Raw genomic sequence first — 26957 nt, forward strand, 5'->3', positions numbered from 1 at the left:
GAGGCAGGGGCTGACGTGCACGAGGGCGGCAACGACGACGGACACCGGGACGCCGGTCTGGCCGGAAGCGGTGTGGACCAGCCTGCCTTCCTGGCGCTGGAGCGCGAGCTGACCGTGCTGCTGCGGCGCGCCCGGGCCAGCCAGGGCGAGATGGCCCGCGAGGTGCACCCCGACCTGGAGTCGTCCGCGTACGGCCTGCTCGTGCGGCTGGACGAGTGCGGGAAGCAGCGGGCCACCGAGCTCGCCGCCTACATCGGGGTCGGCAAGGCGACGATGTCCCGCCAGCTGCGCGCCCTGGAGGAACTCGGGCTGGTCGCGCGCGAGCCCGACCCCGCCGACGGACGCGCCTGGCTCGTCGCCCTCACCCAGGAGGGGCAGGACCGCGTCCGCCGGGTCCGGGAGGCCCGTCGCGCCCGCTACGCCGGCCGCCTGGCCGACTGGGACTCCCGCGAGGTCACGGAACTGGCCCGGCTGCTGAACCAGCTCAACCGCGGCATGGAGAAGTAGGCCGGGCGGGCGTCCGGCGCCCAGGGCCCGTCGTATGGATCAGGCCCTGGGCCCGGCGTACAGCCGTCAGAACTCGACGTACACGGCCGTCGCGTCGTCATGACGCTTGCTCCGGCCCAGGAACGTCACCGCGGCGTCCGACCTCTCCAGCGCCCGGACCCGGTCCACCAGGGACTGGGGGCCCTCCTTGCGGATCAGCTGGAAGCAGTCCGTCCAGTCGCCCTCCTCGAACCGCTCGACCCAGCGGGTCGCGCCGTCCGTCAGCGCCGCCAGGGCACGGACCCGGCCGCGGGGCACCGTTCCGGTCACCGCCCGGGCGGCCACCGAGGGGTCGGCCGCCGCCGTGAAGAAGCCGCCCTCCAGGTTCCGGAGCGTGGCGTCCACCTGCGCGTCCGTCGCCAGCGCCGAGCGGGGGAGCAGGGCCAGCCGGTCGTCGAGGACGGGGGTCACCACGCCGTCCGGGGACTCCAGCAGAAGGGCCGAGTCCGACAGGACCAGGTACTCCACCATGTCCGGATTCCAGCGGGCCGTGACCACCGTGGCCTGAGGGGTGCGAGGGTGAGAAAGGTCACAGGTTGCGGAGTGTGCCTCGGAGGTACGCGCGATGGCACGGGACAACACGTCGACCAGGGGAACATCCGGGAGTGAAACGGTCAGTTCGGTCAGGGCCCCACCGAGGCGCGCCGTGAACCAGGGGACGGAATGCAGACACCCCGTCCCGGTCTTCGGAGGTGTGACCCCGTCCAGGACGACGACCGAACCACCCTGTCCCGAGGCCGGTAGTCCGACGGCGGCGAAGTCCTCGTTGGGGCGGTCGGCGTCTCCCGGCTCCGAGGCGAGTTCAGTACGCATCCAGCCAGTCTGCACGAGCCCTTCACAACGTCCGCAAAAGTCCGGCAATGGTTGCCAGACCGGTGCAGCCACGCAGGTCAGACGCCAGGTTTGGGATGGAATGATTTGTTCCGGGAAGGCGTGGTGGCGAATACTGCCATCGGCCGTCTCCCTCGTCCAACCGGCGTGCCGCGCAAGGCCGCTGCACAGGCCCGCGGAACTTGCCCCTCAACTCCCGTCCGGGGTTCACTCCTTCGAGTGGCGGGTCAGGTGATGCGCGTGCGCTGCCCACCGGCGCTGGGAGGGTCGGGAAGTGTACCGGGAGTACGCCACAGTTGACGGAGCGTCACCCGGGCCCATGGGTTCACGAGTCAGGAATGCGAGCACCGGTGCAGAAGACGCGGCCTCGTCGCACAGGCAAGCAGAAGGCCCCCGTTCAGGGCGCCGAGCCGACGCCGTCCACCGGCACGGGCCGACCCACGCACGTACGGAATCGGCTGATCGTGGCCGTGGCCGTCGTCGCCGCGGCCATCGCCGGTGCGGGCACACCGTCCGTCCTCGCGGCCTCCGGACAACTCCACGACTCCCAGGAACTGGTGACGCTCGCGGAGCAGACGCAGGACGCCCTCGCCCTCGCGCACTCCCTCGCCGACGAGCGTGACGACGTCACCTCCTACATCGCGGCCGGGCGCCCCAAGTCCAAGGCGCCCTCCGAGCAGCGCAGCGCCCGCGTGGACCGGCAGGTCGAGGAGCTCAGGGCCGACACCGACACGCCCGCCTCGCTCCGCTCGGACCTCGACGGCATAGCGGCCGTGCGCCGGGCGGCGCTCACCGGCAAGAGCAGCGCCCTCGAAGCGCACCAGGCGTACTCCACCGCCATCACCGAACTCCACGGGCTGGCCGAGCAGTTGGCGCAGCAGACGCCGCCGCGCGCGGGCGAGGGCGGATACGCCCTGGCCGAACTGGACTCGGCCGTCCAGCAGGCCGCCGCGGCCCGCGGGCTGCTGCTCGCCGCGCTCAGCGTGCCGCGCAGCACCGGGACGGTCCTCGACCCCGTCACCGGCCTGCCGACCGAGACCTCCACCTCCTCGGACTCCGACACCCGGCAGCGCGACGCCCTCAGCGCCGCCGCCCAGCAGGCCCGGCTGCGCTCCGACGCGGCGCTCGCCGACTTCCGCGGCACCGCGCCCAAGCCGGCCCGCGCCTCCTTCGACTCCACGGTCACCGGCACGGAGGTCAACTCCGCCGACAAGTACCTCGCCACCCTGACCGACCAGCCGACGCTCTCCCGCAGCGATCTCGCCGCCAGCCCCAAGAAGCTGGACGCGGCCCTGTCCGCCCGCGTCGACCTGATGCGCGGCGTGGAGTCGGCCCTCTACGACCGGCGCACCAAGGACCTCGAGGCGCTGCGCGACGACGACGTCACCGCGCTGGAGATCCGCATCGCCGTCCTCGGCGCCCTCATGCTGCTCGCCGTCGGCGTCGCCACGGGCATGGCCCGCAGCCTCACCCGCCCGCTCGCGGTGCTGCGCCTGGGATCCAAGCGGCTCGCCGAGGCCGACGACCCGGCGGCCGAGGAGCCGGTGAAGTTCACCGGCCGCAACGACGAGTTCGCCCAGGCCGTCCGCTCCGTCAACGCCCTGCACGCGCACGCCGCCGCCCTCACCGAGCGGATCACCACGCTGGAGTCCGACCGCAAGCACCTGGTCGGCCAGCGCCAGAAGATGGCCGACGCGCGCCAGGAACTGCGCGGTGAACTCGCCGAGTCCGCCGCCCAGCTGGAGCGGCTGCGCAAGGCCATCGGCGGGACGTTCGTCAACCTCGCCCTGCGCACCCTCGGTCTCGTCGAGCGGCAGCTGGCCGTCATCGAGAGCCTGGAGGAGCGCGAGCAGGACCCGGACCGGCTCGCCACGCTGTTCAAGCTCGACCACTTCGCGACGGTCATGCGCCGGCACAGCGAGAACCTGCTGGTCCTCGCAGGTACCGAGCACGTCCAGCACGCCGCCGGGCCGGTGCCGCTGGTGGACGTCGTCCGTGCCGCGGTCAGCGAGATCGAGCGGTACGAGAGGGTCCGGATCGCCGCGCTGCCGCCGCACGCGCACATCGCCGGGTTCGCCGCGGACGACCTCTCCCACCTGCTGGCCGAACTGATGGAGAACGCCACCTCGTTCTCCCCGCCCGACCTGCCCGTCGAGATCTCCGGCTGGCTGCTGGAGAACGGCGAGGTCATGCTCTCCGTCCAGGACGAGGGCATCGGCATGACCGAGGACCGGCTGGGGCGCCTCAACTCCCGCCTCACGGACTTCGACCCGGAGGCGCCCTACGACCAGGAGGGCGAGGACGGTCTCGGCCTCGGCCTGTACGTCGTCGCCCGGCTCGCCCACCGCCACGGTGTGCGCGTCCAGCTGCGCGAGCAGAAGCAGGGCGGTGTCGCGGCGGTCGTCGTCCTGCCGCGGACGCTGTTCGCCGCCGCCCCGCCCGCCGCCGTCCCGGCCTCCGGCCCCCTCGCCGGCGCGGGCCACTCCTACTCCTTCCCGGGCGCCGACGCCGAGGCCAACTCCAACGTCCTGCCCGGCCGCTCGACCGGCGACGACCCGCTGGTGGCCCTGGCGGAGAAGGCGGTGGCGGCACGGGAGGACGAGGCGGCGGCCACCACCGACGCCGATCCGGGAGCGCCTGCCGGCCCCGGAGCGCCTGCCGCCCCGGGGGCGACGCCCGCCGAACGGCCTGCGTCGGCCGAACGGCCTGCGCCCGCCGACTCGGCGATGTCTGCCGACCCGGTCGGAGACGCCGTCTCGGCGACGCCCGCCGACGGGTCCGCACAGGTTGCTCCGGCGCTGCCCGCGGACCGGGATGCCCTGGCCGCCCGGCCGGAGCCCGCCGACATCGATGCCTCCGCTACTCCGGCGGCGCACGCCGGCTCGGTCGGGCCCGCTGACACCGACCCGGCGACGCCTGCTGGTCCGGCGGCGCACGCCGATCCGGCCGCGCCTACGAGGCCGGCCGCGCACCCCGACCCGGACGCCTCCGCCGACCCGGCGACGCACGCCGCCCCGGCGGTGCCCGCCGCACCCGCCGCGCCCGTCGGCCCCGATGCCTCCGCCGGCCACGCGGCGCACGCAGCCTCCGTGGAGTCCCCCGCGGAGACCACCATGGAGCTGTGGATTCCGGCGCAGCCGGGGGGCCCGGATGCGGCTGCGGTCGACGCCGCGCGCTCCGAGGCCGGGCCGCACGGGGTGTCCGGTGACGGAGACCTGACCCGTACGGGGGGCCCGGACGCGGGCGAGGGCGAGAACCGCGAGCACGAGCGGGCGCCCGACGAGGAGGAGGACCGAGTCACCGACAAGGGCCTCCCCAAGCGCACTCCGAAGATCACCGCACCGAGCACCGCCCCGCGCCAGCGCAGCGGCTCGGTCGACGCCGACGCCCTGCGCCGCCGACTCGGCGGGTTCCGCCAGGGCGCACAGGCCGGCTACCGCGAGGTGGAGGCGGAGATCGCCGAGAGGACGGCCTCGCACCAGCGGCCGGCCACCGGCGCAGCAGGACCAGCTGAACCCGAAGAAGCCACGGGGGGCACAGTCGAGGAGGCAAGCAGTTGACCGCTCCCAGTACCTTCGGACTGATCGGACTGAGCAGTGAGGCCCGCAACCTGCACTGGCTGTTGACCAACCTCGTCGAGGAGGTCCCCGGCATCCTTTCGGTCGCGGTCGTCTCGTCCGACGGACTGCTCCTGCTCTCCTCCGACGACCAGCGCAACAAGCAGGCGAGGGAGGCCCTTCAGGCCAGCGGGACCCGGCGCGCCGGCCCGCGCGGCTCCGCAGCCGACCTGGCCACCATCGTCTCCGGCATCGGCAGCCTCACCGTCGGCGCCGCCAAGCTGATGGACTTCGGCGGGGTCCGGCACACGATGATCGCCATGGACGAGGGCAGCCTGTTCGTGATGTCGATCAGCGACGGCTCGCTGCTCGGCGTCCACGGCTCCGCGGACTGCGACATGAGCGTGGTGGCGTACCACATGGCCCTGTTCGTCGGCCGCGCCGGTCACGTCCTGACGCCGGAACTCCGCAGCGAGCTCCGAAAATCCCTGGAGGATTCCCAGACGACGGGGAGTGCCCGATGAGCAGCACGCCGAAGCATCACCTCCCGGTCCGCGGCGGGGACCGCAAACCCGCCCGGGTCCGCCCCTACTCGCTCACCGGCGGCCGTACCCGCTTCGGCCACGTCCTCCTCGTGGAGACGTTCGTGGCGAGTACGGCCGCGCTCGAAGCCCCGGAGGAGCGCAAGGAACTGACGAACGGCCACCTCTCCACCCGCGTCATGCCGGAGCTGAGGGCCATCGTCGAACTGTGCCGCCGGATGCGTACGGTGGCCGAGATCGCCGCGCTGCTGAAGATGCCGCTCGGTGTGGTCCGCGTGCTCCTGAGCGACCTCGCGGACCAAGGAAAAATCCGTGTGTACGGAACGGGCACCGGCCATGGCACGGGCCGCCCGGACCGGGCTCTGCTGGAAAGGGTGCTGAGTGGACTCCGTCGTCTCTGACGCCGCTCACGGCGTCTCTGGTTCCTCCCCGCTCGTCCGGCCGGACGACGGCATGCACGCCTGGGAGACGGACCGCACCCGGGCCCCCATAGCCACGAAGATCGTGGTGGCGGGCGGCTTCGGCGTGGGCAAGACCACGCTGGTCACCTCCGTCTCGGAGATCACGCCCCTGCAGACCGAGGCGCTGATGACCGAGGCGAGTGAGGCGACCGACGACCTCACCTCCACGCCGGGCAAGACCACCACCACCGTGGCCATGGACTTCGGGCGCCTCACGCTCGACGACGACCTGGTGCTCTACCTGTTCGGCACTCCGGGCCAGCAGCGGTTCTGGTTCATGTGGGACGACATCGTGCGCGGCGCGATCGGCGCCGTCGTCCTCGCCGACACCCGCCGCCTGAAGGACTGCTTCCCGGTCCTGGACTACTTCGAGAGTTCCGGACTGCCGTACGTGGTCGCCGTCAACCACTTCGACGGCAGCGAGCTGTTCGAGCCGGAGGATGTGCGGGAGGCCTTGACCATCCCGCAACACATACCTGTCATGATCATGGACGCGCGTCGCCGGATCTCCGTGATCGAGACCCTCCTGGCCCTCGTGGGCCACGCGCTCGACGAAACCCCCGAGTAGAGGACAGCCCGCATGCGGAAGATACTCGTCGTCGGAGCCGGTCAGTCCGGGCTCCAGATCGCCCTCGGCCTCCAGTCACAGGGGTACGAGGTCACCTTGATGTCCAACCGGACGGCGGACGAGATCCGCACCGGCCGGGTCATGTCGACGCAGTGCATGTTCCACACGGCCCTGCAGCACGAGCGCGATCTCCAGCTGAACTTCTGGGAGTCCCAGGCCCCGAAGATCGAAGGACTCGGCATCTCGGTCGCCGCCCCCGGCTCCTGGGCCGAAGGCCCCTCCGCCCGCGCCATCGACTGGCTGGGCAGGCTCGACGGCTTCGCGCAGTCCGTCGACCAGCGCGTGAAGATGGCCGGCTGGATGGAGACGTTCGCCCAGCGCGGCGGGCAGCTCGTCATCCACGGCGCGGCCGTCGGCGACCTCGACTACTTCTCCCGCACCTACGACCTGGTGCTCGTCGCGGCCGGCAAGGGCGAACTGGTCCAGATGTTCGGCCGCGACGCGGAGCGCTCCCCGTACAGCGAGCCGCAGCGCGCGCTGGCCGTTGCGTACGTCCACGGCATGGGCCCGCGTCCGGAACACCCCGGCACCGAAGCGGTCCGCTGCAACCTCGTGCCCGGTGTCGGCGAGCTGTTCGTCATGCCGACCCTGACCACCTCCGGCCGCGCCGACATCCTGTTCTGGGAGGGCATACCCGGCGGCCCGCTCGACGCCTTCAGCGGCGTCAAGGACCCCGCGGAGCACCTCTCCCTGACCCTGGAACTCCTGGAGCGGTACGTCCCCTGGGAGTACGCGCGGGCCACCAAGGTCGAACTGACCGACGCCGGCGGTACGCTGGCCGGCCGCTACGCCCCCACCGTCCGCAACCCGGTCGGCCGCCTCCCCGGCGGCGGACTCGTGCTCGGCGTCGCGGACGTCGTCGTCGCGAACGACCCGATCACCGGGCAGGGCTCCAACTCGGCGTCCAAGTGCGCCGCCGCCTACCTCGCCTCGATCACCGAGCACGGCGACAAGCCGTTCGACGAGGAGTGGATGCGGGCCACCTTCGACCGCTACTGGAACACCGCCCAGCACGTCACCAAGTGGACCAACGCGATGCTCGCGCCGCCGCCGGAGCACATCCTGAACCTCATCGGCGCCGCCGGTGAGCTCCAGCCGGTCGCCGACCGCTTCGCCAACGGCTTCAACGACCCGTCCGACTTCGAGAACTTCTTCTACGACCCGGAAAAGACGGGGGCCTACCTGGCCGAGGTGTCCGGCGCGGACGCCGCCTAGGGCCTGATCCAAACGACAGGCCCTAGTCCTCTCGTCCCTCGTAGCCCTCGTCCGACCCGTCCTTGGCGCCCTCGGGGAGCTTCGGCGGCTTGTAACGCCGCAGGGGCTCCCCGCCCGGGTCCGGTCGTACGGCGCCCAGGACCGGGTTGGCCGCGATCGGTGACACCTTCACCTTCGCGCCCGGCCGGGGGGCCTGGACGACCATGCCGTCCCCGAGGTACAGCGCCACGTGCGTGGCCTTCGGGAAGTACACGACCAGGTCGCCCGGGCGCAGCTCGTCCAGCGGGATCCGCTTCAGCCGCTTCCACTGCTCCTGGCTGGTCCGGGGGATGGGAGTGCCGGCCTCGGCCCAGGCCTGCGAGGTCAGGCCCGAGCAGTCGTACGTCTTCGGGCCCTCCGCGCCCCACTCGTACGGCTTGCCGAGTTGCCGCACGGCGTAGCGCACGGCGCGGCGGCCTTCGGCGGAGGGGGTGGTGGTGCGGGCGGTGGTGGTGCGGGTGGTGGTGCTTCCGTGGCCGCCCCTGTTCTTGCCGTTGTCCTCGGTGGCTTCGTCTGTTGTGTCTTCGTCGGCCTCGTCTGTCGTGGCTTCGTCGGATTCGGCGGCTTCGTCTTCGATGGCCAGGGCGCCCGACGCCATGAACTCCTTCTGCGCCTTCGCGATGCCCTTCCGCTCGAACTCGGCCAGGTCGGTGAGCTGCTCGCTGCTCAGGGAGGCGAGCAGTTCCTCTACCTCGTGGAGGCGGGCGCGAACCTCGTCCCGCTCCTTCTTGCGCCGCTCGGTGAGCGCGAGCTGCCGGTCGAGGGCCGCGCGGGCCTTGCGGGCCAGTTCCTGGGCCTTGCGTTCGTTGCCGGTCAGCCGGCCGACGGCGTCGGCCCGCTCCCGGGCGAGCCGGCCGATCACATGGCCCTGCTCGATCGCGTGCTGCGGGTCGCGGGCCAGGAGCAGACGTACGTACGGGGAGATGTCGGTGCTGCTCTGGTACTGCTGCCGGGCCAGCCGGCCGGCCGCGCCCCGGCTGTCGTGCAGGGAAAGCCGGGCGCGGGCCTGGGCGCGGTCCAGGCGCTCGGTCTCGGCGCGCTGCTTCTCGAGCTTCTCCTCGGTGCCGTTGTAGGCCTCGGTGGCCTCCTCGGCCTTTCTGTACAGCTTCTGAAGATCCGTCAGGAGGTCGGCGATGTCGCGCTCTTCGCTGTCGCCCTCTTCCCTCTCGTGCTGTTCCGTGTCCGGCTCGGGGACTGCCCCGGCCGGGACCGGTGCCAGGACGGTTCCGGCCGCCGTCGCCGCGATGCAGACCAGACGCAGAAGCTTTCCTGACATGCCATCACCTCCGTTGCGGGGGCGGCGTGGTGCCGCCGGACAACGTGAGGATCAGGCGGGTGCGGGCAGTGCGCGCGGCGGGTGTGCGCGGTTCGGCGCAACGGGGTCACCCGTCGGCGTCGTCCGGCTTGCCCGGCGGCGTGGCGTCTGGCTTTGACCACGGCCAGTTGAGCCGGCGGGGCGGGACGCCCTCCGGTGCGTACGTGTACTTCCAGCGGTTGGACAGGCCGACCTTGCCCGGGCCCCGCGGGACGCGGAGGTAGACGAGCACGGTGTCCGGTCCGCCGTCGGGGTCCGGGACGGGGATGCGGTACGTCCTGGGCGGGTGGCCGGTGATGCCGAGGAGGACGGGCAGGACCCTGCCGTCCATGGGGCCGCCCTCGAAGGGGGTGTCTTCGCTTCTCACGGGATCAGTGTCAGACATCCTCGGCGAGCGCCAGGACCAGGGCGTCGGTCTGCGGGTCGCGGCGGGCGGTCACCGTCAGCATCGCCACGAACTGCTCGACGAGCCAGTCGCGGAGCTCCTCGGCGGGCGGCTGCTTGTCCTCGTCGAGCCAGATGAGCGACGACGCCTCGACGGCGGTGATCCACATGCGGATGGTCATGCGCAGGCGCGGGCCGGGGCCGGTGACGCCCAGGTGGCTGAGGATGTGCTCGGCGGCGACGCGGCGGACTCCGTCGACGATGGCGGTGGTGCGTGACGTCTCCACGACGCTGCCGCCCTGGAGGAGGGCGCTGAAGCCGGTGTCGTGCTCGTCGACGAAGGCGAGGTAGCGGTCGAGGGCGCGGGACAGACGGGGGAGGAGGGGGCCCTCGCGGGGTTCGTCGAAGCAGTGCTGGAGCTCGTCGGCGGCGGAGCGCAGGGCGGCCTCGTAGAGCTGTTGCTTGCCGCCGGGGAAATACCGGTACACCAGGGGACGCGAGACCCCGGCCGCCTCCGCCACGTCGTCGAGGGACACCTCCTCGGGGGCGCGGTGGGCGAAGAGGTTCAGCGCGGAGGTGAGCAGCTGACTGCGGCGTTCCTCGACGCTGAGTCGCCGGTAGGCGGGGGTGGGGGCGGCTGGTGTCATGACTCGCAGCGTAATCGGGGGGCCGGGGGCTGCGTAGCGGTGGCCGGGGTGCGCGCCCTTCGCCTGACCGGCGGGTGGTGGGTCGGGGCCGCGCCGTACGCGGGTGCGCCTAGCGCGCGTCCACGTGCTGGAAGTCGACGGCCGTGATCCGGGTGGCCTTCGGGGTCAGTTCGGCCAGGCCCTGGCCCTCGAACCTGTCGGTGATCAGGGGGCCCCTGGTGGCGCCGAACGCGGACTGCTCCTTGCTGGGCACGAGGGCCGCGCTGGAGCGGTAGGGCTCCTTGAGCAGGGATTCCTGCTTGTGCGCGGCCGGGAACAGGGCGAGGACGCCGCCGTCGGCCGTCCGCAGGGCGTAGACGCTCGGGTCGGCCGGGGTGTTGGCGAAGAACATCTTCGTGGCCATGCCGTCGGCCGCGCCCTCCTTGCTGCTCCGCTGGTAGGTCTTCTTCGCGTTCTCCACCGGCTTGGTGGAGGTCAGGGCGGCGCCCTTCTTCTTGCCGCCGGTCTGGAGGAGGTCCTCGTAGGCGGCGCCGATGTCGGCGGGGGCGAACTTGCCGACCTTGGTGCCGGGGTTCGCGGCTTCGGCGAGGCCGTGCTTGTCGATGGCCGGCTCGGGGAGGGGTTCGCCGCTGTCGGCCCACAGGGAGAGCACCATCTTGTGGGTGCCGCCCACCTTGTCGAAGACCAGCAGCACGCTGTTCTCACTGTCGTCGCTGGACGTCGCCCGGACGGCGAACCAGGTGGCGGTGCCCTTCTCGGGGATCAGGTACTGGCGGTCCCGGTAGGAGAAGGGCTTGGCGTAGGCCTTCTGCTCCTTGGACGGCCAGGTCTCGACGAGGGTGTAGGTGGCCTTGTCCATGGCGTAGACCTGGCCGGCCTCGACCGTGGCCAAGAGCTTCTCGTCCTGGGTCGCGTTGGCCTTGTTGTTGACCTGCTCGTAGTGGTCGGCGATCTTCTTGGCCTCCGCCTGGCTGACCACGCCCTGCGGTTTGCCGTCGGCTGCCTTGCCGTCGTCCGGTCCGGTGCCGCCGCCGCACGCGGTCAGCGCGAGGGCGGTCGTGGCACCGATGGCGGCGGTCTTGAGACGGGTGGTGTGGGGGGACATGCGGTGCTGATCTCCTTCAGGGCCACGGAGGGTGACTGCGTCCTGAAGGACAGTAGTCACCCTGCATGGACATGACGGAGTCGGGGTCTCTACGCCAGCAGCCCGGACGACTTCCACAGGCGGCGTCCGACGCCCCGGAGCACGCCGATGTCGTCGAGGAAGTCGGTCAGCCGCTTGGAGCCGTTCTGCATGACCTCCCGGCGGTGGCCGCTCGCGCGGACCTGGGCGAGGGCCTCCCGCTTGTCCAGGCCCACGTTGGTGTAGACGTCCGGGTTCACGAAGGCCACCGAGAAGACGCGGGCGAACTCGCCGGAGGTGATGCGGGTGAACTCCTGGGACCACTTGGGGGCCGTCACCATCTGGCGGCGGAGTTCCTCACGGGCGTAGCGGACGTGGCGGGCCTCCTCCACGACGTGGATGCGGGTGACGCCGCGGATCAGCGTCTGGACACGCTCGTCGGGGAACGTCAGGCGCTGCATCCAGTCGAGGACCTCCTCGCCGAGGAGGGTGGCGGTGAAGGAGCCGGGGGTGGTGGAGATGGTCTTGAACAGGCGGCCCAAGTGCTGGTGGGCGCGGCTGACCGGGTACCAGGGAGTGCCGCCGTGGGAGATCAGGCGGGCGAACATCTTGGAGTGGCGGCACTCGTCCTCGATCTCCGTGAGGGCGTAGCGCACATGCGCGCTCGTCGCCGCCTTGTCGTAGATGTGCCGGACCAGCAGCTGCATAAGGATGATCTCGAACCAGATGCCCAGGGAGGCCAGGGCCGCCGCCTCGTGCTGGGAGAGCAGGATGCGCTGCTCCTCGCCCATGCGCTTCCAGAGCGGGGTGTCGTAGAGCGAGACCAGCTCCGGGGGCCAGAACCACTTGCCCTCCTCGAAGGGCGCGTCCCAGTCCAGCTCCTTGTCCGGATCGAAGGAGTGCTTGGCGGAGGAGTCCAGCAGCCGCTGGGCCACCTGCTCCCGGTCCTTGAGCAGGCCGAGGGCATCGCGCAGGCCGTCGAGCGCGTCGGCTTCCGTCAGGGTCGTCATGGCTGCCCACCTCGTTGTGCACACGTCACTGTCCCCCTTATGAGACTGCCTGTCAGCAAGCTCGTCAATCCCCCGCGCACCACTTGTTGACCCGGTGTCTATCTCGTAGGAGCCTGCGAGTCCGCCGACCTTCGACCCGTACGCCATGGAACCGAAGTGGTCGTCAGGGGGCGCAGCCCAGGCCCTCCGGGACCTCGCCGAGCAGCGGTGTCGCCCCCTGGGGCGGGAACGAGGTCCGCAGGGTGAAGGCGTACGGTGTCGGGCCGTGCGTGCGCACGTGCAGCACGCGGGACTCCGCCTCGGCGACCGAGGGGCGGTGGCCCGCCGGGACCCACCAGAGGGCGACCATGGCCTCCTGGACGCGTTCGAACCAGTTGCGCCGGCGGGCGAGCATCTCCCGGTGCCGGCCCTGGTACATGTACGCGGTCAGGGCGTCCTTGTCGCGCCACACCGACATGTTGATGATCAGCCAGGAGTCGCCGAAGACGGGCACGTCCGTGGCGTCGCCGCTCTCGCTCTGGAGGCGCCAGACGAAACCGTCGGCCCCGTCCGCGTCCGCGTTCACCGGGTCGAGGCTGTCGACGAAGTCCTTCAACTGCGGGGAGTCCAAAGGGGCCTTGAGGCGGCCGAGATTGACCTGGGCGAGTTCGTACGCTGGCTCAGTCATGAACCGGACGGTAGGTCGGGCGCCGTGAATGCCGGTAGCCCCGTCTCAGTAATCGGGCGGTCGTGGCGGGCCTCAACCGGACGGCTGCGCAGGGGACTTCAGCACCGCCTCCATCACCGCCCGGGCGATCGGCGCCGCGTCACCGCCCCCGCTGATGTGCCCGCGGTCCGTCTCCGCGTCCTCCACGACGACCGCGACCGCCACCCGCGGCGCCAGATCGCGATCGCCCTGCGCCCAGGAGACGAACCAGGCGTACGGCGTACCGGAGTTGCCGAGGCCGTGCTGGGCGGTGCCGGTCTTGCCGCCGACCTTGGCGCCGCGGATTGCGGCGTGGCGGCCGGTGCCGTTCTCGACCACGTCCCGCATCATCGCCCGCAGCCGGACGGCCGTGGACGGGTACATCGCCTGCCGGATCGCCCGTGAGCCGGCCGTCGCCAGGGTGCTGCCGCCCGGCCGGGTCGTGCGCTCCACCAGGTAGGGGTCCCGCACCTGACCGCCGTTGGCCACCGCCGCCGCGACCATCGCCATCTGCAGCGGTGTGGCGCGGGTGTTGTACTGGCCGATCGACGACAGGGCCAGCTGCGCCTGGTCGAGGCTGGTGTCGAAGGTGGACCGGGCCACCGGGAAGGGGACTCTCAGCTCCCCGTTGCCGAAGCCGAAGGCGTGCGCCGTGGCCGTCATGTCCGCGAGCCCCACCTCCACGCCGAGCTTGGCGAACACCGTGTTGCAGGAGAACGTGAAGGCCTCCCGGACGGAGGCGTTCGCGCAGCCCTTCGACGCGTTCGTCAGGCGGGTGCGCGTCCCGGGCAGCGGGTAGGGGTCGGGGGTGTCGGTCGGCGCTTCGATGTCGGTGACCACACCGGCGTCCAGGGCGGCGGCCGCGGTGACGACCTTGAAGGTCGAGCCCGGCGGATACGTCTGCCGCACCGCCCGGTTGAGCATCGGGCGGTCCTTGTCGGCGGTGAGCCGCGACCAGGCCCGGGCCGCCGCCGAACCGTTGCCGGACAGCGGCTGGGGGTCGTAGGACGGGGCGGACACCAGGGCCAGGATCCGGCCGGTCGACGGCTCCAGCGCCGCCACCGCGCCCTTGTGGCCCGCGAGCCCCCGGTACGCGGCCTCCTGGGCGGCGGGGTGGAGTGTCGTGACGACGTCTCCGCCGGCGTTGCGCGCCCGCGTGAAGTCGTTCCACAGCGGGAACGGCGCGAGCATCGGATCCGCGCCGGACAGCACGCCGTCCTCGGTGTTCTCCAGGAGCGTCGTCCCGTACAGCTGGGAGGCGAAGCCGGTGACCGGGGCGTACATCGGGCCGTCCGTGTAGGTCCGTTCGTAGCGGAGGTGCTCGCGGGTGTCACGGGAGCCGGTGACGGGCCGCCCGCCGACCAGGATGTCCCCGCGGGGCTGCTCGTAGCGGGTGATGTCGGGGCGCCGGTTGCCCGGGTTCCGGTCGTACGACGGCGCCTGGACGACCTGGACGCGGGCGGCGTTCAGCAGCAGGGCCACCAGCAGCAGGGCGCAGAAGTACCCGGCGTGCCGGATGTGCCGGGTCACCGGGCGTCCTGCCCGTCGTAGCTGCGCCGGGCCGAGTCGCTCACCCGCACCAGCAGCGCCACGATCGCCCAGTTGGTGACCACCGACGAGCCGCCCTGCGCGAGGAACGGCATCGCCATGCCGGTCAGCGGGATCAGCCCGGTCACACCGCCCGCGATCACGAACACCTGGAGCGCCACCAGCGTGGCCAGGCCGACCGCGAGCAGCCGGCCGAACGGCTCGCGCTGCGCGAGGCCCGCGCGGAAGCCGCGCTCCACCAGCAGGCCGTAGAGGAGGAAGACGGCGCCGATGCCGGCCAGGCCGAGTTCCTCGCCCGCGGTGGCCAGGATGAAGTCCGACTTCACGGCGAAGCCGATGAGGACGGAGTGGCCGAGCCCCAGGCCCGTGCCGAGCATGCCGCCCTCCGCGAAGGCGAACAGCGACTGGGCGAGCTGGTTCGCGCCCTCGCCCGCCTCGATGGAGGCGAAGGGGTCCAGCCAGGTCTCGATCCTGCTGTGCACGTGCGGCTCCAGCCGGCCGACCGCGACCGCGCCCAGCACGGCCAGCAGCAGGCCGACCGCGATCCAGCCGGTGCGGCCGGTGGCGACGTAGAGGAGGACCACGAACAGGCCGAAGAACAGCAGCGACGTGCCGAGGTCGCGCTCCAGGACCAGCACGCCGACGCTCACCAACCAGACGGCGACGATCGGGCCGAGGACCCGCCCGGTGGGGAGCTGGAGCTTCCAGATGCGGCGGCCCGTGTAGGCGAGGGCGTTGCGGTTCGCCGCCAGGTACGCGGCGAAGAACACCGCCAGCAGCACCTTCGCGAACTCGCCCGGCTGGATGGAGAACCCGGCGATCCGGATCCAGAGGCGGGCCCCGTTCACCGCTGGGAACAGGATCGGCAGCGTGAGCAGGATCAGCGCCGCGACCACGCACACGTACGTGTAGCGCTGGAGCACCCGGTGGTCGCGCAGCAGCAGGACGACCAGGATGAACAGCGCCACGCCCAGCGTCGACCACACCAGCTGGGCCGGTGCCGCCCGGTCGCCCGGGGTCTCCAGATCCAGCCGGTAGATCAGCACCAGCCCCAGCCCGTTCAGCAGCACCCCGATCGGCAGGAGCAGGGGGTCGGCGTACGGGGCCCGCAGGCGTACCGCCAGATGGGCCAGCAGCGCCAGGACGCCGAGGCCGGCGCCGTAGCCGGCGGCGCCGGGCGGCAGCGCCCCGTGCCGGGCGAGGCCCACGGCGCAGTAGCCGTACACCGACAGCAGGACGGCCAGCACGATGAGGGCGAGTTCGATGCCCCGGCGCCGGGGGAGGCGGCGGACGGCGGGCGCGGGCGGGTCTGCCGTCGCCACGGTGATTCCGGCCTTGCTCATGTCCGGAACCTACCCAAACCGTCCGTCTTGTGTGCCTCTGGGTGACGGAGTGTCAGCACCAGCGTGGGGCGGGGCCGATGTTGTCGATGTACCGGGCCGCGCCCCAGGCCCAGGTGCCGTCCGTCAGCAGGTACCAGAGCGGATTGCCCTGTACGGTCTCGCCGCCCGTCTTGCAGAAGATGTTGACGATGTCGCCCCGGTGGGCGTACCGGATGATCTGCGAACCGCGGTTCGGGGCGCTGCGCAGCGCCAGGGTGTTCGCGGTGACGACGCCGCGGTAGGGGCCCTGGTTGTCGTGGCTGTGGTTGCCGCTGTTCCAGCTGTTCGAGTTCTGGTTGCCGTTGCCGCCGTTGCCGCCGTTGCCTCCGCCGTTGCCTCCGCCGTTGCCGTTTCCGTTGCCTCCGCCGTTGCCGTTTCCGTTGCCTCCGCCGTTGCCTCCGGAGCCGCCGTTCCAGCCGCTCTGGCCTTGGTTGCCGTTGCCGTTGCCGCCGCTCGGGTCCTGCCAGTTGTTGCCGTTGCTGTTGCCGTTGCTGTTTCCGTTGCCCCCGCTCGGGTCCCAGTCGTCGTACGTGGTGGCGGCGGCGGGCGTGATGGCGGCCGCTGCGGCGAGGAGCCCGGCGACGGTGGCTATGGAGAGACGGGTGCGCAGGGACATGGGGGTTACCTCCATGTGGGGCGAAGGTGCCGAAGCTGACTAATCGCCACATTAGGAGCGCCCGGAGGGTGCCGCCCTTCACGCTGGGCCATAGGAGGACGCTCCCCGGACGCTCACTCCGCCGCGAGTTCGAGCCTGGCCACCGCCCCGCCGTCCGGCGCGTTCGCGAACTCCAGCCGTGCCCCCAGCACCTCGGCCTGCCCCCGCGCGATGGTCAGCCCGAGCCCGTGCCCCCGCGCACCGCCCTCCGTCCGGAACCGCTGCGGCCCGTGCGCGACGAGGTACTCCGGGAAGCCGTCCCCGTGGTCGCGAACGGTCACCACCGGACCGTCCACGGTCAGCACCACGGGCCCACGCCCGTGCTTGTGCGCGTTCGCCACGAGATTGCCCAGCACCCGCTCCAGCCGCCGCCGGTCCGTCTCCACGGCCACGTCCCGTACGACCCTGACCTCCGTGTCGCTCCCCGCCGCCCGCACCGCCCGCTCGGCCAGCGGCCCCAGTTGCTCGGTGTCCAGCTCCACCCGCTCCCGGCCGGTGTCCAGCCGGGAGATCTCCAGCAGGTCCTCGGTGAGGGTGCGCAGCGCCGCCACCCGGTCCCGGACCAGTTCCGTCGGACGGCCCGGGGGGAGCAGTTCGGCCGCCGCGTGCAGCCCGGTCAGCGGCGTGCGCAGCTCATGCGCGACATCCGCCGTGAACCGCTGCTCGGCGAGCAGCTTGCCCTGGAGCGAGGCCGCCATGGAGTCCAGGGCGGCGGCGACCGCGGCCACCTCGTCCGGCGGACCGGCCTTGGTACGCGGGCCCGTGCGGGGGTCGTTGACGCGCGCGTCCAGATCTCCCGCGCTGATCCGCCGGGCCACCAGCGCCGTGGTGTGCAGCCGCCGCGTCACCCGCGTCACCGCGAACGCGCCGACCAGCAGCGTCGCCCCGATCGCCAGGCCCGACGACCACAGGATCGCCCGGTCGAGGCCCTCGATCGTCCGGGCCTGCTGGGAGTAGTCGACCGCGACGGCCAGCGCCCGCTCGCCGTCGACCGGACCCGCCGCCCACATGGTGGGGCGTCCCGCGCGGTCGGCGACCATCGTGCCGTGGTCCCCGGCCACCGCCAGGTCCCGCAGCTCCCGCGGCAGCTCCGGCGGGTCCACGCCGGCTCCCCGGGACAGGGTGTCCCCGGCCTCGTACCGTTCCGTCGCCTCCGTCAGCCGCTGCAACGCCTGGTCACGGGCCTTGCCGACGGTCTGGTTCGTCACCTGCACATGCACCAGGACGCCGAGCAGGGCCGCCAGCGCGCAGCACATCACCGCGATGAAGACGGCGGCCTTCACCGCCAGCGTCCCGGACCACTGGGGGAGCACCGGTCTCATCCGCCACTCGCCGAGGGGGAGAGGGACGGGGAGGCGGACGGGGGAAGGCTGGGGGAACCGGAACCGGTGGGCGAGGATGCCGACGGGTGCCGGGAGTGCTTGCGGGAGCCGGTGCGCAGCATCTCGTCATGGGTGAGGAGCATGGCCCGCTGGTCCCGGTCCCAGGTCCACTGCAGGCGGTACTCGTAGCCCGCGACCTCCGACGGCGAGCGGATCACCAGGGAACGCCCGGCCAGCTCGACCCCGCTCAGCGCGTCCTCCCACCCCATCACCTGCACCAGCCGGTGCTTCTCGACGGTGTAGACGCGCACCGCGGTCGTCTTGCCCGGCAGCAGCGGGAAGCCCAGCGTCAGGTCGTCGTGCCCGTCGCCGGTCAGATCCCGGTAGTACGGCGTGAGCACCGGGCACTTCCCGTGCCCCGGGCCCTTGGCACAGTCGGCCATCTGGCGCTCGGTGTCCCGGTAGGGGGCCTTGGGGCCGTCGTAGTCGCCCGGGTTCCGGTCGATCTCGGCGCGGACGATGGAGACCGGGTTCACCCTGCGGATGTCGTCGCCGGGGACCTTCACCCCCTTGACCACCTCGGTGTTCACCTCGCCGATCTCGAAGGCCGGGCTGGACGCCGGCGTCAGCTCCGGCCAGAGCCGGGCCGGAGCCTGTGCCGTCGGGGTGGACCCCGCGCCCTCCAGCCCGCCGGCGTCCCCGCAGCCCACGGCGGCGGCCGTCAGGAGGGCGACGACGGCGAGGCGACGGGCGGCCCGTCCGGGGCGGCTGAGGGGCACTGCACTCCTGGCGTTTCATGGTGATCACACGGCGGGGACACGGCGGACGCGACCGTCGGCGGCGTGCACCTGTCGGCCGCGTACACCTTATTCGTAGGGAAGTCCCATTTGCGCGAGAGGGTGGCCGTACGCGCACAGCCGTCCCCGTGCCGTGCTACTCGATGAGTTCCTCCAGCAGCCGTGCCGTGGCCAGCCCGGCCCGCAGGTACTCGACGAACAGATCGTTGTGCAGCGCCCAGGGCGAGCGCCGGGCCCGGATCAGCCGGATCGCCTCCTCGGCGGAGCGGCCCTGGCGCATCAGCGCGTGCGCGACGACGAGACCGGAGCGGTTGTACCCGTGGTAACAGCGAACCAGGACCCTGCGGCCCTCGCCCAACGCCTCGCACGCGGCCTCGGCCAGCCGGATCACACCGGCGAGCTGCGTCCCGTCCAGCGGCCCGTCGGGGATCGGCCACACATGGTGCCGTACGCCGGGATCGGGCCCGTGCCCCGGCAGCCGCAACAACGTCTGCACGAGATCGAACTCGTTCCGTACGACGGCGAACTCCAGGTGGCCCAAGGCCCCCGTGTACTCGTGACCGCCCATCCAGAGCCCGGGGACGACCTCGCTCCACGGCGTCTCCGGAGCGGGTACGTCGGGTTTACTGCGGGTACGCACCGGCGCCTCCCCACCACTACCGCCCGAGGGTCCGCGGGCAGGCCCAACTCCTCTCAAAGGTAGCCGGGTTCTTGCCCCCGCAGCACCCCGCCTGTTCCCATGGAAGGGGTGATGGTGCATGAACGGACTGCGCGTCATACCGACCTGGTGGCACGGCCGGGAGCGGCTCTACGTCTGCCTCCCGGACGGCAGGAACATCGCCTGGTACGACCGTGAGGCCGCCCGGGTGAACCTGCTCGGCCAGGACCGCGAGGACGACGTCCTGCGGGCGCTCGGGCCCTTCGTCACCGGCCCCGTGACAGTGGGACCGCCTCCGGTGCCGACCCCCGCCGAACTGTCCCGCCTCGCCCTCCACCCCGACGACGACCTGGCCCCCAACCGCCCCGGCGAGGCCCTCCTCGTCGCCCTCGACCGCGACCCCGGCCCCCCACACCGGCTGCGCCCCGACCCGCGCCGCAGGGCCCTGGCGGCCGAGGAGACGGTCGGCGACGCCCTGGACCGCCTCGACGGCGCGGGCTGGCACGCCCTGCACTCCGTGCCGCTCCCCGGCGGCGACCGCATCCACCACCTGCTGATCGGCCCCGGCGGCCTCTACGCCGTGCACGCCCTCCACGCCCGCAGGCAGCGCGTCCGGATCGCCGACCCCGCGATCACCCTCGGCCGCCGCGACCCCGACCCCCTCCTGCGCCGCGTCCGCTCCGACGCCGACCGCGCCTCCTACGCCCTGACCGCGGAGGTCCGCCCGGTCCTCGCCCTGGTGGAGCCGGGGGCGGTGTCGATCTCCACCGCCCCCCGGGAGGTCCACGTCCTGACGGCCCCGGAGGTGGAGAGCCTGTCCCAGCGGGGCGGCGTCCTGAAACCGGCGGACGTGGAGGCGCTGCACGCGATGGCCCGCGACCGGAACACGTGGGCGCGGGTGTGAGGGACGGGCGTCGCGGTCCGTCCGGCCAGCCCCGGCCGTCAGCTGCCGTATCCCGCCCCACCGACCCCCACCGCGTCGGTAATCCGCCGCCTGCCCGGCTACGGCAGCGATACGGCCGCCGCTGTGTCCAGCAGCGGAGCGAGCAGATCGCCGTAGTCCTGGATCCTCGGGGCGATGTCGCCGGCGCGGAACTCCAGGCGGCCGGGTGCGCGGCACTCCTCGATCTCGTCCCAGGTCACCGGGGCCGAGACGGTCGGTTCCGGGCGGGCCCGCAGGGTGTACGGCGCCGCCGTCGTCTTGCGGGCGGCGTTCTGGCTCCAGTCGACGAAGACCTTCCCCGGGCGCAGGCTCCTGGTCATCCGGTGGAGCGCGAGCCCGGGCATGGCCTTCTCTGCCTCGACGGCGAGTGCCTTGGCGTACTCGGACACCCGCTCGGAGGACGCCCCGCGCACGGCGGCGAGCAGATGCAGCCCCTTCGAGCCGGAGGTCTTGGCGTAGGCCTCGAGGCCGTCGCGTGCGAGCCGTTCCCGCAGCCACAGCGCCACCTCGCAGCACTGCACGATGCTCGCCGGCGCCCCGGGATCGAGGTCGAACACGATCCGGTCGGCCTCGTCCGGAGTGCCGACGCGCCACTGGTGGGTGTGGAACTCGGTCACGAGGTTCGCCGCCCACATCAGGCTCGGCAGATCCTGCACCAGGACCATCCGTGAGGGTCCCTCGACCCGTGGCACCTCGGCGGTGGTGACCCAGTCGGGCGTACCCGGCGGCACGTTCTTCGTGAAGAACACCTGCCCGTCCGGCCCGTCCGGATACCGCAGGAAGGACACCGCCCGATCACGCAGATGGGGCAACAGGACCTCGGCGACAGTCGCGTAGTAGTGCAGCACCTCGCCCTTGGTGAAGCCGGTGGCGGGATACAGCACCTTCTCCAGATTACTGAGAGCGAGCCGTCGCCCCTCCACCACTGTGATAGGCGCCATACGATAAGAATCCCACGCAAACCGTGACGAACACTCCCGAGCGTGACCGGAAGGGTGCTGCACGTGAGATCCATATGGAACGGCGCCATCTCGTTCGGCCTGGTCAGCATTCCGATCAAGCTGGTGAATGCCACCGAGAGCCACTCGATCTCCTTCCGCCAGATCCACACCGAGGACGGCGGCCGCATCCGTTACCGCAAGGTCTGCGAACTGGAGGACCGGGAGGTCCCCCCATCGGAGATCGGCAAGGGCTACGAGGACGCGGACGGCACGATCATCCCGATCACCGAGGAGGACCTGGCGAGCCTGCCGCTCCCGACCGCCAAGACGATCGAGATCGTCGCCTTCGTCCCGGCCGACCGGATCGACCCGCTCCAGATGGACGCCTCGTACTACCTCCAGGCCAGCGGCGCCCCCGCGGCGAAGCCGTACATCCTGCTGCGCGAGGCGCTGAAGCGCAGCAACAAGGTGGCGATCGCCAAGTTCGCCCTGCGCGGCAGGGAGCGGCTCGGCATGCTCAGGGTCGTCGGCGAGGCCATCGCCATGCACGGCCTGCTGTGGCCGGACGAGGTCCGCGCTCCCGAGGGCCTGGCCCCCGACACCGACGTGACCGTCCGTGACAAGGAACTGGACCTGGCGGACGCGCTGATGGACACCCTGGGCGAGGTCGACCTGGAGGACCTGCACGACGAGTACCGCGAGGCCGTGGAGGAGGTCATCGCCGCGAAGGCCGCCGGCGAGGCCCCGCCGAAATCCCCGGAACCGGCCACGGGCGGCAAGGTCCTGGACCTGATGGCGGCCCTGGAGAACAGCGTCCGCGCGGCCCGCGAATCCCGGGGCGAGGACGCCGAGCACGCCGAGGTCAAGTCACTCCCGCAGCGCAAGACGGCCCGGGCGGCCCCCAAGGAGACCGGCGGAAAGAAGTCGACGTCCACGGCGAAGAAGACGGCGGCCAAGAAGACCACCGCGGCGAAGAAGTCGACGTCCAAGGCGAGCCAGGGCCAGGGGACGGCCAAGAAGACGGCGTCGAAGAGCACGGCGAAGAAGACACCGGCGAAGAAGTCGACGCCGCGGAAGCGCTCGGCCTGACCTCTGTGCATCGGGGCAGGGCGCGCGTGCATCGGGGCAGGGTGCGCGTACTCGACCTCGTCGACACGGGTACTCCCCCGGGGACGGACACGGGCATTTCCATCCCCCAAGGGGGAGAGCGGAGGGCGACCATGCCCCAGCCCACGGACCACCACACCGGCGACGCGCTCGACATCCACTTCATCGGCAACGCGACGGTGCTCCTGACATACGGCCCGCTCACCCTGCTCACCGACCCGAACTTCCTGCACCGGGGGCAGCACGCCTACCTCGGCTACGGCCTGCTGAGCCGCCGTCTGACCGAGCCGGCCCTCGACGTGCACGAGCTGCCCCGTCTCGACGGGATCGTGCTGTCGCACCTGCACGGCGACCACTGGGACCGCCGCGCCCGCCGGCACCTGGACCACACCGTGCCGATCCTGACCACACCGCACGCGGCCCGCCGCCTCAGGACCGTGCACGGGTTCCACCGGACGGCGGGGCTGCGCACCTGGAAGGCGCTCACCCTCCAGCACGAGGGCGCGCAGGTGACGGTCACCGCCCTGCCGGCCCGGCACGCCGGCGACCCGGTGCTGCGCAGACTGCTGCCCCCGGTGATGGGCAGCATGCTGGAGTTCGGCCCCGTCGGGCGAGAGCCCCACATGCGGCTCTACGTCTCCGGCGACACGCTCCTGTACGACGGTCTCGACGAGATCGCGAGGCGCTTCCCGGCCGCCGATCTGGCCGTCCTCCACCTGGGCGGCACGACCCTGCCCGGCGGCTTCGTGGTCACGATGGACGGTGCCCAGGGCGCGGAACTGGCCCGCCGTCTCGATCCCCCGCTCGTCCTGCCCGTGCACTACGGGGACTACACGGTGATGCGCTCCCCCCTGTCCGCGTTCCTCGCCGAGGCCGATGGAATCGGCCTCGGCGAGCGCATCATCCACTGCCGCCACGGCGAGCACGTGCGCGTGCCGTGCGGTCCGAGGGCGGTCCCGGAGGTCTACTGAGCCGGGCCCTGGGTGGCGGGTCCTGGGGGCGGGCCTGGGGCGCGCCTTGGTCAGGCCTCGGGTAGGCGTGGGTCAGGCCTCGGGTAGGCGTGGGTCAGGCCTCGGGCGGGCCCGGAACAGGCCCGCGAACAGGCCCGCGAACAGGCCCGGGAACAGGCCCGGGAACAGGGCCTGGGGTCAGGCCACCCGCCTGCTCTCCTGCTGCTCGGACTCGTCCTCCTCCTCGTCCGGGAGATGGACGTCGTCGACGGCGATGTTGACCTCCACGACCTCCAGGCCGGTCATCCGCTCCACGGCGTTGACGACATTGGTCCGGATGTCCGCGGCGGTGTCCGCGATGGCGGCGCCGTACTCGACGACCACGTCGAGATCGACGGCGGCCTGGCGCTCCCCGACCTCCACCTTCACCCCCTGGGTGACCCCACTGCCCCCGCCCGGCACCCGCTGACGAACAGCCCCGAAGGCCCTGGTCATTCCTCCGCCGAGGTTGTGCACCTCGGGAATCTCCCGGGCCGCCATGCCCGCGATCTTCGCGACGACCGTGTCCGCGATGGCGGTGTTCCCACGGGTGCCGGGAGCGCCCTTGCCGCCCTGCGATGTCGCCCCGTCCTGCCTGCCCGCTGTGTTCCTGCGCTGAGTGGTCTCCGTCATGACCGTCACCTCGATGATCGGTGAGGGGGTGAGCAGCGTCGTTCCTCTCCACGGTAGAACAATGGTGCGTACGGGGCGAAAGTGGTGATTCCCTGCCAGTCGCGCTTCACCCGTCCCGGGTGAGGCCCACCGCGTCTTGCCGTGGGCACGCTGAGAACGGTCCGGCACGGTCCGGCACGGCACGGTCCGGCACGGCACGGCACGGTCCGGCACGGCGCGGTCCGGCACGGCACGGGAGGGCGACCACCCCAGGACGAGACGGAAACGAGGAGGCCGGCATGACCACCACGCATCCGGGAAACACCCGTACGTCCCTGCGGGAATGGGCCACCGGCGTGACCGTCTTCGCGGCCATCATGCTCATGATCGGCGGCATTCTCGACATCATGCGCGGCATCGCGGAGATCGCGGACGACGACATCTTCGTCTCGACGCGGAACTACGTCTTCGAGCTCAACCTCACCGCCTGGGGCTGGATCCACCTCGCCCTGGGCGTACTCGCCTTCGTCGTCAGCCTCGGCCTGTTCACGGCATCGACCTGGGCCCGCGTCCTGGGCGTGGCCATCGCGGGCCTCGTCATCATCTCCAACTTCCTTTCCCTGCCCTACTATCCGGTCTGGTCGATCGTGATGATCGCGATCTCGGGCTTCATCATCTGGGCCCTGTGCGTGATGCGGAAGGACGACGCCTTCGTCCCGTTCGAGACGCCGACGAGCAGATGAGGGGCGGGAGTTGCCGGTACCGTGAACAGTCGCCCGTCCTCTGGCCGGTGCCGGCGGTCGGTGCGTGGACTTCGACGCCCTCACCTCGCTGTGCCGTCACGACCTGCGGCAGGTACTGGCCGAGAAGCACCCAGATTCGGCCTTGGCACATCCGGGCGGCTCCCGGGGTCAGCAGGGCTGCTGTACCTTCTGCTCCATCCACCAGATCTACGGTGACCACGACATGGTGCGGCGTTCGCGGGCGGCCGTCGCGAGCGAGATGGAGTACATCAAGGAGACCCTCGTGGATGCACGCGTCATTGCGCCCCCCGCCCGGGGCATCGAGTGGGTGAACGACTTCTGCGACTTGATCGACCTCGGTCGCACCATGTGCCACCCAGAGATGACTCTCGCGGAGCTCAAGGAGCAGCAGCGGTGGATCCACGTGGAATGCCGCGGCGATGAACGCCACGACAACGTGTGCGAGGTTCTCAACCCCCTGGCAGACACCCCAGCGGAGGAGACCACCGTCCTTTCGGCACCGACGGTCGCGGAACTGCCGCGCGACAACCGGTTCTTGGTCGCTGCGAGTGCCGGAGATGAATCATGATCATCTGCGGTGTCAAGTTAACCCATGACGGCGGTGTCGCCCTCATCGACGACGGGCGCCTGATCTTCTCCATCGAGATGGAGAAGCTGGCCAACAACCCCCGGCACCAGTCCATCGACGACATGCAGATCGTCGTGGACCTGCTCGCCGAGTACGGGTACCGCCTGGAGGACGTCGACCGACTCGTCCTCGACGGCTGGGGCAGGACTCATATGGTCAAGCCCTGGGGGGCGCAGGAGGTGCTGGTCGAGCTCGCTCCCTACCGGCGCGGCTTGTTGGACAACAATCTCCTTCGCCCTTACCCGTCGAGGTTCCTGGATCTCGAGTACACCAGCTACCCCCACTACGCCGGGCACGTGGCGAGTGCGTACTGTTCCAGCCCCTTCGCCCAGAGGCAGGAGCCGTCGTACATCCTGTGCTGGGACGGAGCGATGTTCCCGGTCCTGTATCACTACGACGCAGCGACGAACGTCATCGACAACGTGGGTGCGGTGCACTACATGTTGGGCGACACCTACCACATACTGGCCCAGCACTTCCCACCGTTCGACGCCCCGATCGAGTGGCCGCACACCTTGGACTTGCCCGGCAAGATCATGGCGTATGTCGCCTACGGTAACCGGGACGAGAAGGCCGTCGACGCCCTGCGCACCCTCTACAGCGAGGTCGCGCGGAAGGTATTCCCCGACGGACGGCCGACCGACAATCATCTGACCGAGGCCGCCGGGCGGCACATCATGAGCTTGATGGACGAGGGGCTCAACGCCCCTGGGATTTCGCCCGAAGACATGATCGCCTCAGTGCACGCCTTCCTGGGGGAGACCTTGGTGGACGGGCTGCGGGCCGCGATAGAAACGGACGGGCGGGGCACGCGCAATCTCTGCCTGGTCGGCGGTTGCGCCCTGAACATCAAGTGGAACCGGGACATTCGCGCGGCCGGCATCGTGGACCGCGTCTGGATCCCCCCATTCCCGAACGACGCGGGCAGCGCTCTGGGTACGGCCTGTTGTGAGCTGCTGAACTGGACCGGCCCGAAGCACCTGGAGTGGGACACCTATGCGGGGCCCGCTCTGGTCGAGAGTGAGGCGCTACCTGGCTGGCATGGCCATCCCTGCACGCCTGCCCAACTGGCCGCCTGGATGCATGAGATGGGTGACCCGGTCGTGGTGTTGTACGGGCGGGCCGAGCTCGGTCCGCGGGCGCTCGGGCACCGCAGCATTCTGGCGCCCGCCGTGGCTTCGGACATGAAGCACCGGCTCAACGAGATCAAGGGACGGGAGGCATACCGTCCCGTCGCCCCCATGTGCCGTGAGGACCGGGTCTCTGAGCTGTTCGCGCCGGGCACCCCCGATCCGTACATGCTCTTCGACCAGGAGGTGCGCCCCGAGTGGCAGGAGAAGGTGCCGGCCATCTGCCATTTGGACGGCACCGCGCGTGTTCAGACGGTCGGACCTGAAGACGACTCCTTCGTCTATGAGGTCCTGGACGCATACGAGCGCCTCAGCGGCATCCCGCTGCTCTGCAACACCAGTGCCAACCACAAGGGCAGCGGCTTCTTCCCCGATGTACGCAGTGCCATGGAATGGGGCAGGGTACCCGCGATCTGGTCCGACGGCGTGCTGTACGAGAGGGCCGGAGACTGAGCGAGTAGGACGCGACAGCGCGGCGCCGACGAGCCTACGAGCCGT

General features: G+C 71.4%; 27 protein-coding genes. 12 read left to right on the top strand and 15 right to left on the bottom strand.

What is annotated here, in order from left to right; all coding sequences use genetic code 11:
* The first annotated feature begins 15 nt into the window (after positions 1–15).
* Positions 16–507 (top strand): MarR family winged helix-turn-helix transcriptional regulator, encoded by a 492-nt coding sequence (locus tag IGS69_RS23775; protein ID WP_190902547.1) that lies wholly within the window; start codon positions 16–18, stop codon positions 505–507.
* 66 nt (positions 508–573) lie between these two features.
* Here IGS69_RS23775 and IGS69_RS23780 read toward each other — a convergent pair whose 3' ends face one another.
* Positions 574–1359 (bottom strand): protein phosphatase 2C domain-containing protein, encoded by a 786-nt coding sequence (locus IGS69_RS23780; RefSeq protein ID WP_190902548.1) that lies wholly within the window; start codon positions 1357–1359, stop codon positions 574–576.
* Between the two features lie 368 nt (positions 1360–1727).
* Here IGS69_RS23780 and IGS69_RS23785 point away from each other — a divergent pair, with 368 nt between their 5' ends.
* The 5 genes from IGS69_RS23785 to IGS69_RS23805 are packed head-to-tail and all read left to right on the top strand — an operon-like array spanning position 1728 to position 7780.
* Positions 1728–4937, top strand: a complete 3210-nt coding sequence (locus IGS69_RS23785; RefSeq protein WP_190902549.1) for a nitrate- and nitrite sensing domain-containing protein — start codon at positions 1728–1730, stop codon at positions 4935–4937.
* Positions 4934–5458 carry a roadblock/LC7 domain-containing protein gene (locus IGS69_RS23790; RefSeq protein WP_190902550.1) on the top strand — a complete coding sequence of 175 codons (525 nt, stop codon included), beginning with the start codon at positions 4934–4936 and terminating at the stop codon, positions 5456–5458. The genes IGS69_RS23785 and IGS69_RS23790 overlap by 4 nt, the downstream gene beginning before the upstream one ends.
* The gene (locus tag IGS69_RS23795; protein WP_190902551.1) at positions 5455–5877 is read left to right on the top strand and encodes a DUF742 domain-containing protein; all 423 of its coding nucleotides are present in this window, start codon (positions 5455–5457) and stop codon (positions 5875–5877) included. The genes IGS69_RS23790 and IGS69_RS23795 overlap by 4 nt, the downstream gene beginning before the upstream one ends.
* Complete coding sequence (locus tag IGS69_RS23800) at positions 5858–6505, top strand: GTP-binding protein (RefSeq protein WP_190902552.1); 648 nt, start codon at positions 5858–5860, stop codon at positions 6503–6505. The genes IGS69_RS23795 and IGS69_RS23800 overlap by 20 nt, the downstream gene beginning before the upstream one ends.
* Positions 6506–6517: 12 nt before the next feature.
* The gene (locus IGS69_RS23805; RefSeq protein ID WP_190902553.1) at positions 6518–7780 is read left to right on the top strand and encodes a styrene monooxygenase/indole monooxygenase family protein; all 1263 of its coding nucleotides are present in this window, start codon (positions 6518–6520) and stop codon (positions 7778–7780) included.
* Between the two features lie 22 nt (positions 7781–7802).
* Here the strand turns inward: IGS69_RS23805 and IGS69_RS23810 are convergent, their stop codons facing one another.
* The 12 genes from IGS69_RS23810 to IGS69_RS23865 all read right to left on the bottom strand — a co-directional run bounded on the left by IGS69_RS23810 (position 7803) and on the right by IGS69_RS23865 (position 19327).
* Positions 7803–9095, bottom strand: a complete 1293-nt coding sequence (locus IGS69_RS23810; RefSeq protein WP_190902554.1) for a C40 family peptidase — start codon at positions 9093–9095, stop codon at positions 7803–7805.
* A 106-nt stretch (positions 9096–9201) separates the two neighbouring features.
* Positions 9202–9501 carry a hypothetical protein gene (locus tag IGS69_RS23815; RefSeq protein ID WP_190902555.1) on the bottom strand — a complete coding sequence of 100 codons (300 nt, stop codon included), beginning with the start codon at positions 9499–9501 and terminating at the stop codon, positions 9202–9204.
* Positions 9502–9511: 10 nt separating this feature from the next.
* The gene (locus IGS69_RS23820; protein WP_190902556.1) at positions 9512–10165 is read right to left on the bottom strand and encodes a TetR/AcrR family transcriptional regulator; all 654 of its coding nucleotides are present in this window, start codon (positions 10163–10165) and stop codon (positions 9512–9514) included.
* A gap of 109 nt (positions 10166–10274) precedes the next feature.
* On the bottom strand, positions 10275–11270 hold the full coding sequence (locus IGS69_RS23825) for a hypothetical protein (protein WP_190902557.1): 996 nt from the start codon (positions 11268–11270) through the stop codon (positions 10275–10277).
* Between the two features lie 89 nt (positions 11271–11359).
* The gene (locus IGS69_RS23830) at positions 11360–12298 is read right to left on the bottom strand and encodes an AurF N-oxygenase family protein (RefSeq protein ID WP_190902558.1); all 939 of its coding nucleotides are present in this window, start codon (positions 12296–12298) and stop codon (positions 11360–11362) included.
* A 163-nt stretch (positions 12299–12461) separates the two neighbouring features.
* Positions 12462–12965: a DUF3291 domain-containing protein gene (locus tag IGS69_RS23835; RefSeq protein ID WP_190902559.1), complete on the bottom strand. Its 504-nt coding sequence runs from the start codon at positions 12963–12965 to the stop codon at positions 12462–12464.
* Between the two features lie 72 nt (positions 12966–13037).
* On the bottom strand, positions 13038–14513 hold the full coding sequence (locus IGS69_RS23840; RefSeq protein WP_190902560.1) for a penicillin-binding transpeptidase domain-containing protein: 1476 nt from the start codon (positions 14511–14513) through the stop codon (positions 13038–13040).
* Positions 14510–15874, bottom strand: coding sequence for an FtsW/RodA/SpoVE family cell cycle protein (locus IGS69_RS23845; RefSeq protein WP_190902561.1), 1365 nt, complete (start codon positions 15872–15874; stop codon positions 14510–14512). The genes IGS69_RS23840 and IGS69_RS23845 overlap by 4 nt, the downstream gene beginning before the upstream one ends.
* A 52-nt stretch (positions 15875–15926) precedes the next feature.
* The gene (locus IGS69_RS23850) at positions 15927–16529 is read right to left on the bottom strand and encodes an SH3 domain-containing protein (protein WP_190902562.1); all 603 of its coding nucleotides are present in this window, start codon (positions 16527–16529) and stop codon (positions 15927–15929) included.
* Positions 16530–16642: 113 nt separating this feature from the next.
* The gene (locus IGS69_RS23855; protein WP_190902563.1) at positions 16643–17890 is read right to left on the bottom strand and encodes a sensor histidine kinase; all 1248 of its coding nucleotides are present in this window, start codon (positions 17888–17890) and stop codon (positions 16643–16645) included.
* The gene (locus IGS69_RS23860) at positions 17887–18669 is read right to left on the bottom strand and encodes a hypothetical protein (RefSeq protein ID WP_190902564.1); all 783 of its coding nucleotides are present in this window, start codon (positions 18667–18669) and stop codon (positions 17887–17889) included. The genes IGS69_RS23855 and IGS69_RS23860 overlap by 4 nt, the downstream gene beginning before the upstream one ends.
* Before the next feature lie 154 nt (positions 18670–18823).
* Positions 18824–19327, bottom strand: a complete 504-nt coding sequence (locus tag IGS69_RS23865; RefSeq protein WP_190902565.1) for a protein-tyrosine phosphatase family protein — start codon at positions 19325–19327, stop codon at positions 18824–18826.
* Between the two features lie 118 nt (positions 19328–19445).
* Here IGS69_RS23865 and IGS69_RS23870 point away from each other — a divergent pair, with 118 nt between their 5' ends.
* Positions 19446–20249, top strand: a complete 804-nt coding sequence (locus IGS69_RS23870) for a nuclease-related domain-containing protein (protein WP_190902566.1) — start codon at positions 19446–19448, stop codon at positions 20247–20249.
* Between the two features lie 98 nt (positions 20250–20347).
* On the opposite strand, the gene ligD is transcribed toward IGS69_RS23870, so the two are convergent.
* Positions 20348–21229 (bottom strand): non-homologous end-joining DNA ligase, encoded by an 882-nt coding sequence (gene ligD / locus IGS69_RS23875; protein ID WP_190902567.1) that lies wholly within the window; start codon positions 21227–21229, stop codon positions 20348–20350.
* 63 nt (positions 21230–21292) lie between these two features.
* Here ligD and ku point away from each other — a divergent pair, with 63 nt between their 5' ends.
* Positions 21293–22318: a non-homologous end joining protein Ku gene (gene ku, locus IGS69_RS23880; protein ID WP_446696990.1), complete on the top strand. Its 1026-nt coding sequence runs from the start codon at positions 21293–21295 to the stop codon at positions 22316–22318.
* 131 nt (positions 22319–22449) lie between these two features.
* Positions 22450–23307 (top strand): MBL fold metallo-hydrolase, encoded by an 858-nt coding sequence (locus IGS69_RS23885; protein ID WP_190902568.1) that lies wholly within the window; start codon positions 22450–22452, stop codon positions 23305–23307.
* Between the two features lie 177 nt (positions 23308–23484).
* Here the strand turns inward: IGS69_RS23885 and IGS69_RS23890 are convergent, their stop codons facing one another.
* On the bottom strand, positions 23485–23958 hold the full coding sequence (locus IGS69_RS23890) for an Asp23/Gls24 family envelope stress response protein (RefSeq protein WP_190902569.1): 474 nt from the start codon (positions 23956–23958) through the stop codon (positions 23485–23487).
* A 278-nt stretch (positions 23959–24236) separates the two neighbouring features.
* Here IGS69_RS23890 and IGS69_RS23895 point away from each other — a divergent pair, with 278 nt between their 5' ends.
* From IGS69_RS23895 to IGS69_RS23905, 3 genes are all read left to right on the top strand, one after another.
* Entirely contained in the window at positions 24237–24680 is a 444-nt protein-coding gene (locus IGS69_RS23895) for a DUF7144 family membrane protein (protein ID WP_190902570.1), read from the top strand.
* Positions 24681–24744: 64 nt separating this feature from the next.
* On the top strand, positions 24745–25269 hold the full coding sequence (locus IGS69_RS23900) for a hypothetical protein (protein WP_190902571.1): 525 nt from the start codon (positions 24745–24747) through the stop codon (positions 25267–25269).
* The gene (locus IGS69_RS23905) at positions 25266–26912 is read left to right on the top strand and encodes a carbamoyltransferase N-terminal domain-containing protein (RefSeq protein WP_190902572.1); all 1647 of its coding nucleotides are present in this window, start codon (positions 25266–25268) and stop codon (positions 26910–26912) included. The genes IGS69_RS23900 and IGS69_RS23905 overlap by 4 nt, the downstream gene beginning before the upstream one ends.
* The last annotated feature ends 45 nt before the right edge of the window (positions 26913–26957 follow it).

Source organism: Streptomyces tuirus (genome assembly GCF_014701095.1).
Lineage (GTDB): Bacteria > Actinomycetota > Actinomycetes > Streptomycetales > Streptomycetaceae > Streptomyces > Streptomyces tuirus.

Coding starts and splice junctions, on each gene's coding strand:
- IGS69_RS23850 (WP_190902562.1), bottom strand. CDS start 16,529: ATGTCCCTGCGCACCCGTCTCTCCATAGCCACCGTCGCCGGGCTCCTC.
- IGS69_RS23830 (WP_190902558.1), bottom strand. CDS start 12,298: ATGACGACCCTGACGGAAGCCGACGCGCTCGACGGCCTGCGCGATGCC.
- IGS69_RS23805 (WP_190902553.1), top strand. CDS start 6,518: ATGCGGAAGATACTCGTCGTCGGAGCCGGTCAGTCCGGGCTCCAGATC.
- IGS69_RS23820 (WP_190902556.1), bottom strand. CDS start 10,165: ATGACACCAGCCGCCCCCACCCCCGCCTACCGGCGACTCAGCGTCGAG.
- IGS69_RS23835 (WP_190902559.1), bottom strand. CDS start 12,965: ATGACTGAGCCAGCGTACGAACTCGCCCAGGTCAATCTCGGCCGCCTC.
- IGS69_RS23810 (WP_190902554.1), bottom strand. CDS start 9,095: ATGTCAGGAAAGCTTCTGCGTCTGGTCTGCATCGCGGCGACGGCGGCC.
- IGS69_RS23780 (WP_190902548.1), bottom strand. CDS start 1,359: ATGCGTACTGAACTCGCCTCGGAGCCGGGAGACGCCGACCGCCCCAAC.
- IGS69_RS23795 (WP_190902551.1), top strand. CDS start 5,455: ATGAGCAGCACGCCGAAGCATCACCTCCCGGTCCGCGGCGGGGACCGC.
- IGS69_RS23845 (WP_190902561.1), bottom strand. CDS start 15,874: ATGAGCAAGGCCGGAATCACCGTGGCGACGGCAGACCCGCCCGCGCCC.
- IGS69_RS23870 (WP_190902566.1), top strand. CDS start 19,446: ATGAACGGACTGCGCGTCATACCGACCTGGTGGCACGGCCGGGAGCGG.
- ligD (WP_190902567.1), bottom strand. CDS start 21,229: ATGGCGCCTATCACAGTGGTGGAGGGGCGACGGCTCGCTCTCAGTAAT.
- IGS69_RS23855 (WP_190902563.1), bottom strand. CDS start 17,890: ATGAGACCGGTGCTCCCCCAGTGGTCCGGGACGCTGGCGGTGAAGGCC.
- IGS69_RS23885 (WP_190902568.1), top strand. CDS start 22,450: ATGCCCCAGCCCACGGACCACCACACCGGCGACGCGCTCGACATCCAC.
- IGS69_RS23890 (WP_190902569.1), bottom strand. CDS start 23,958: ATGACGGAGACCACTCAGCGCAGGAACACAGCGGGCAGGCAGGACGGG.
- IGS69_RS23825 (WP_190902557.1), bottom strand. CDS start 11,270: ATGTCCCCCCACACCACCCGTCTCAAGACCGCCGCCATCGGTGCCACG.
- IGS69_RS23895 (WP_190902570.1), top strand. CDS start 24,237: ATGACCACCACGCATCCGGGAAACACCCGTACGTCCCTGCGGGAATGG.
- IGS69_RS23905 (WP_190902572.1), top strand. CDS start 25,266: ATGATCATCTGCGGTGTCAAGTTAACCCATGACGGCGGTGTCGCCCTC.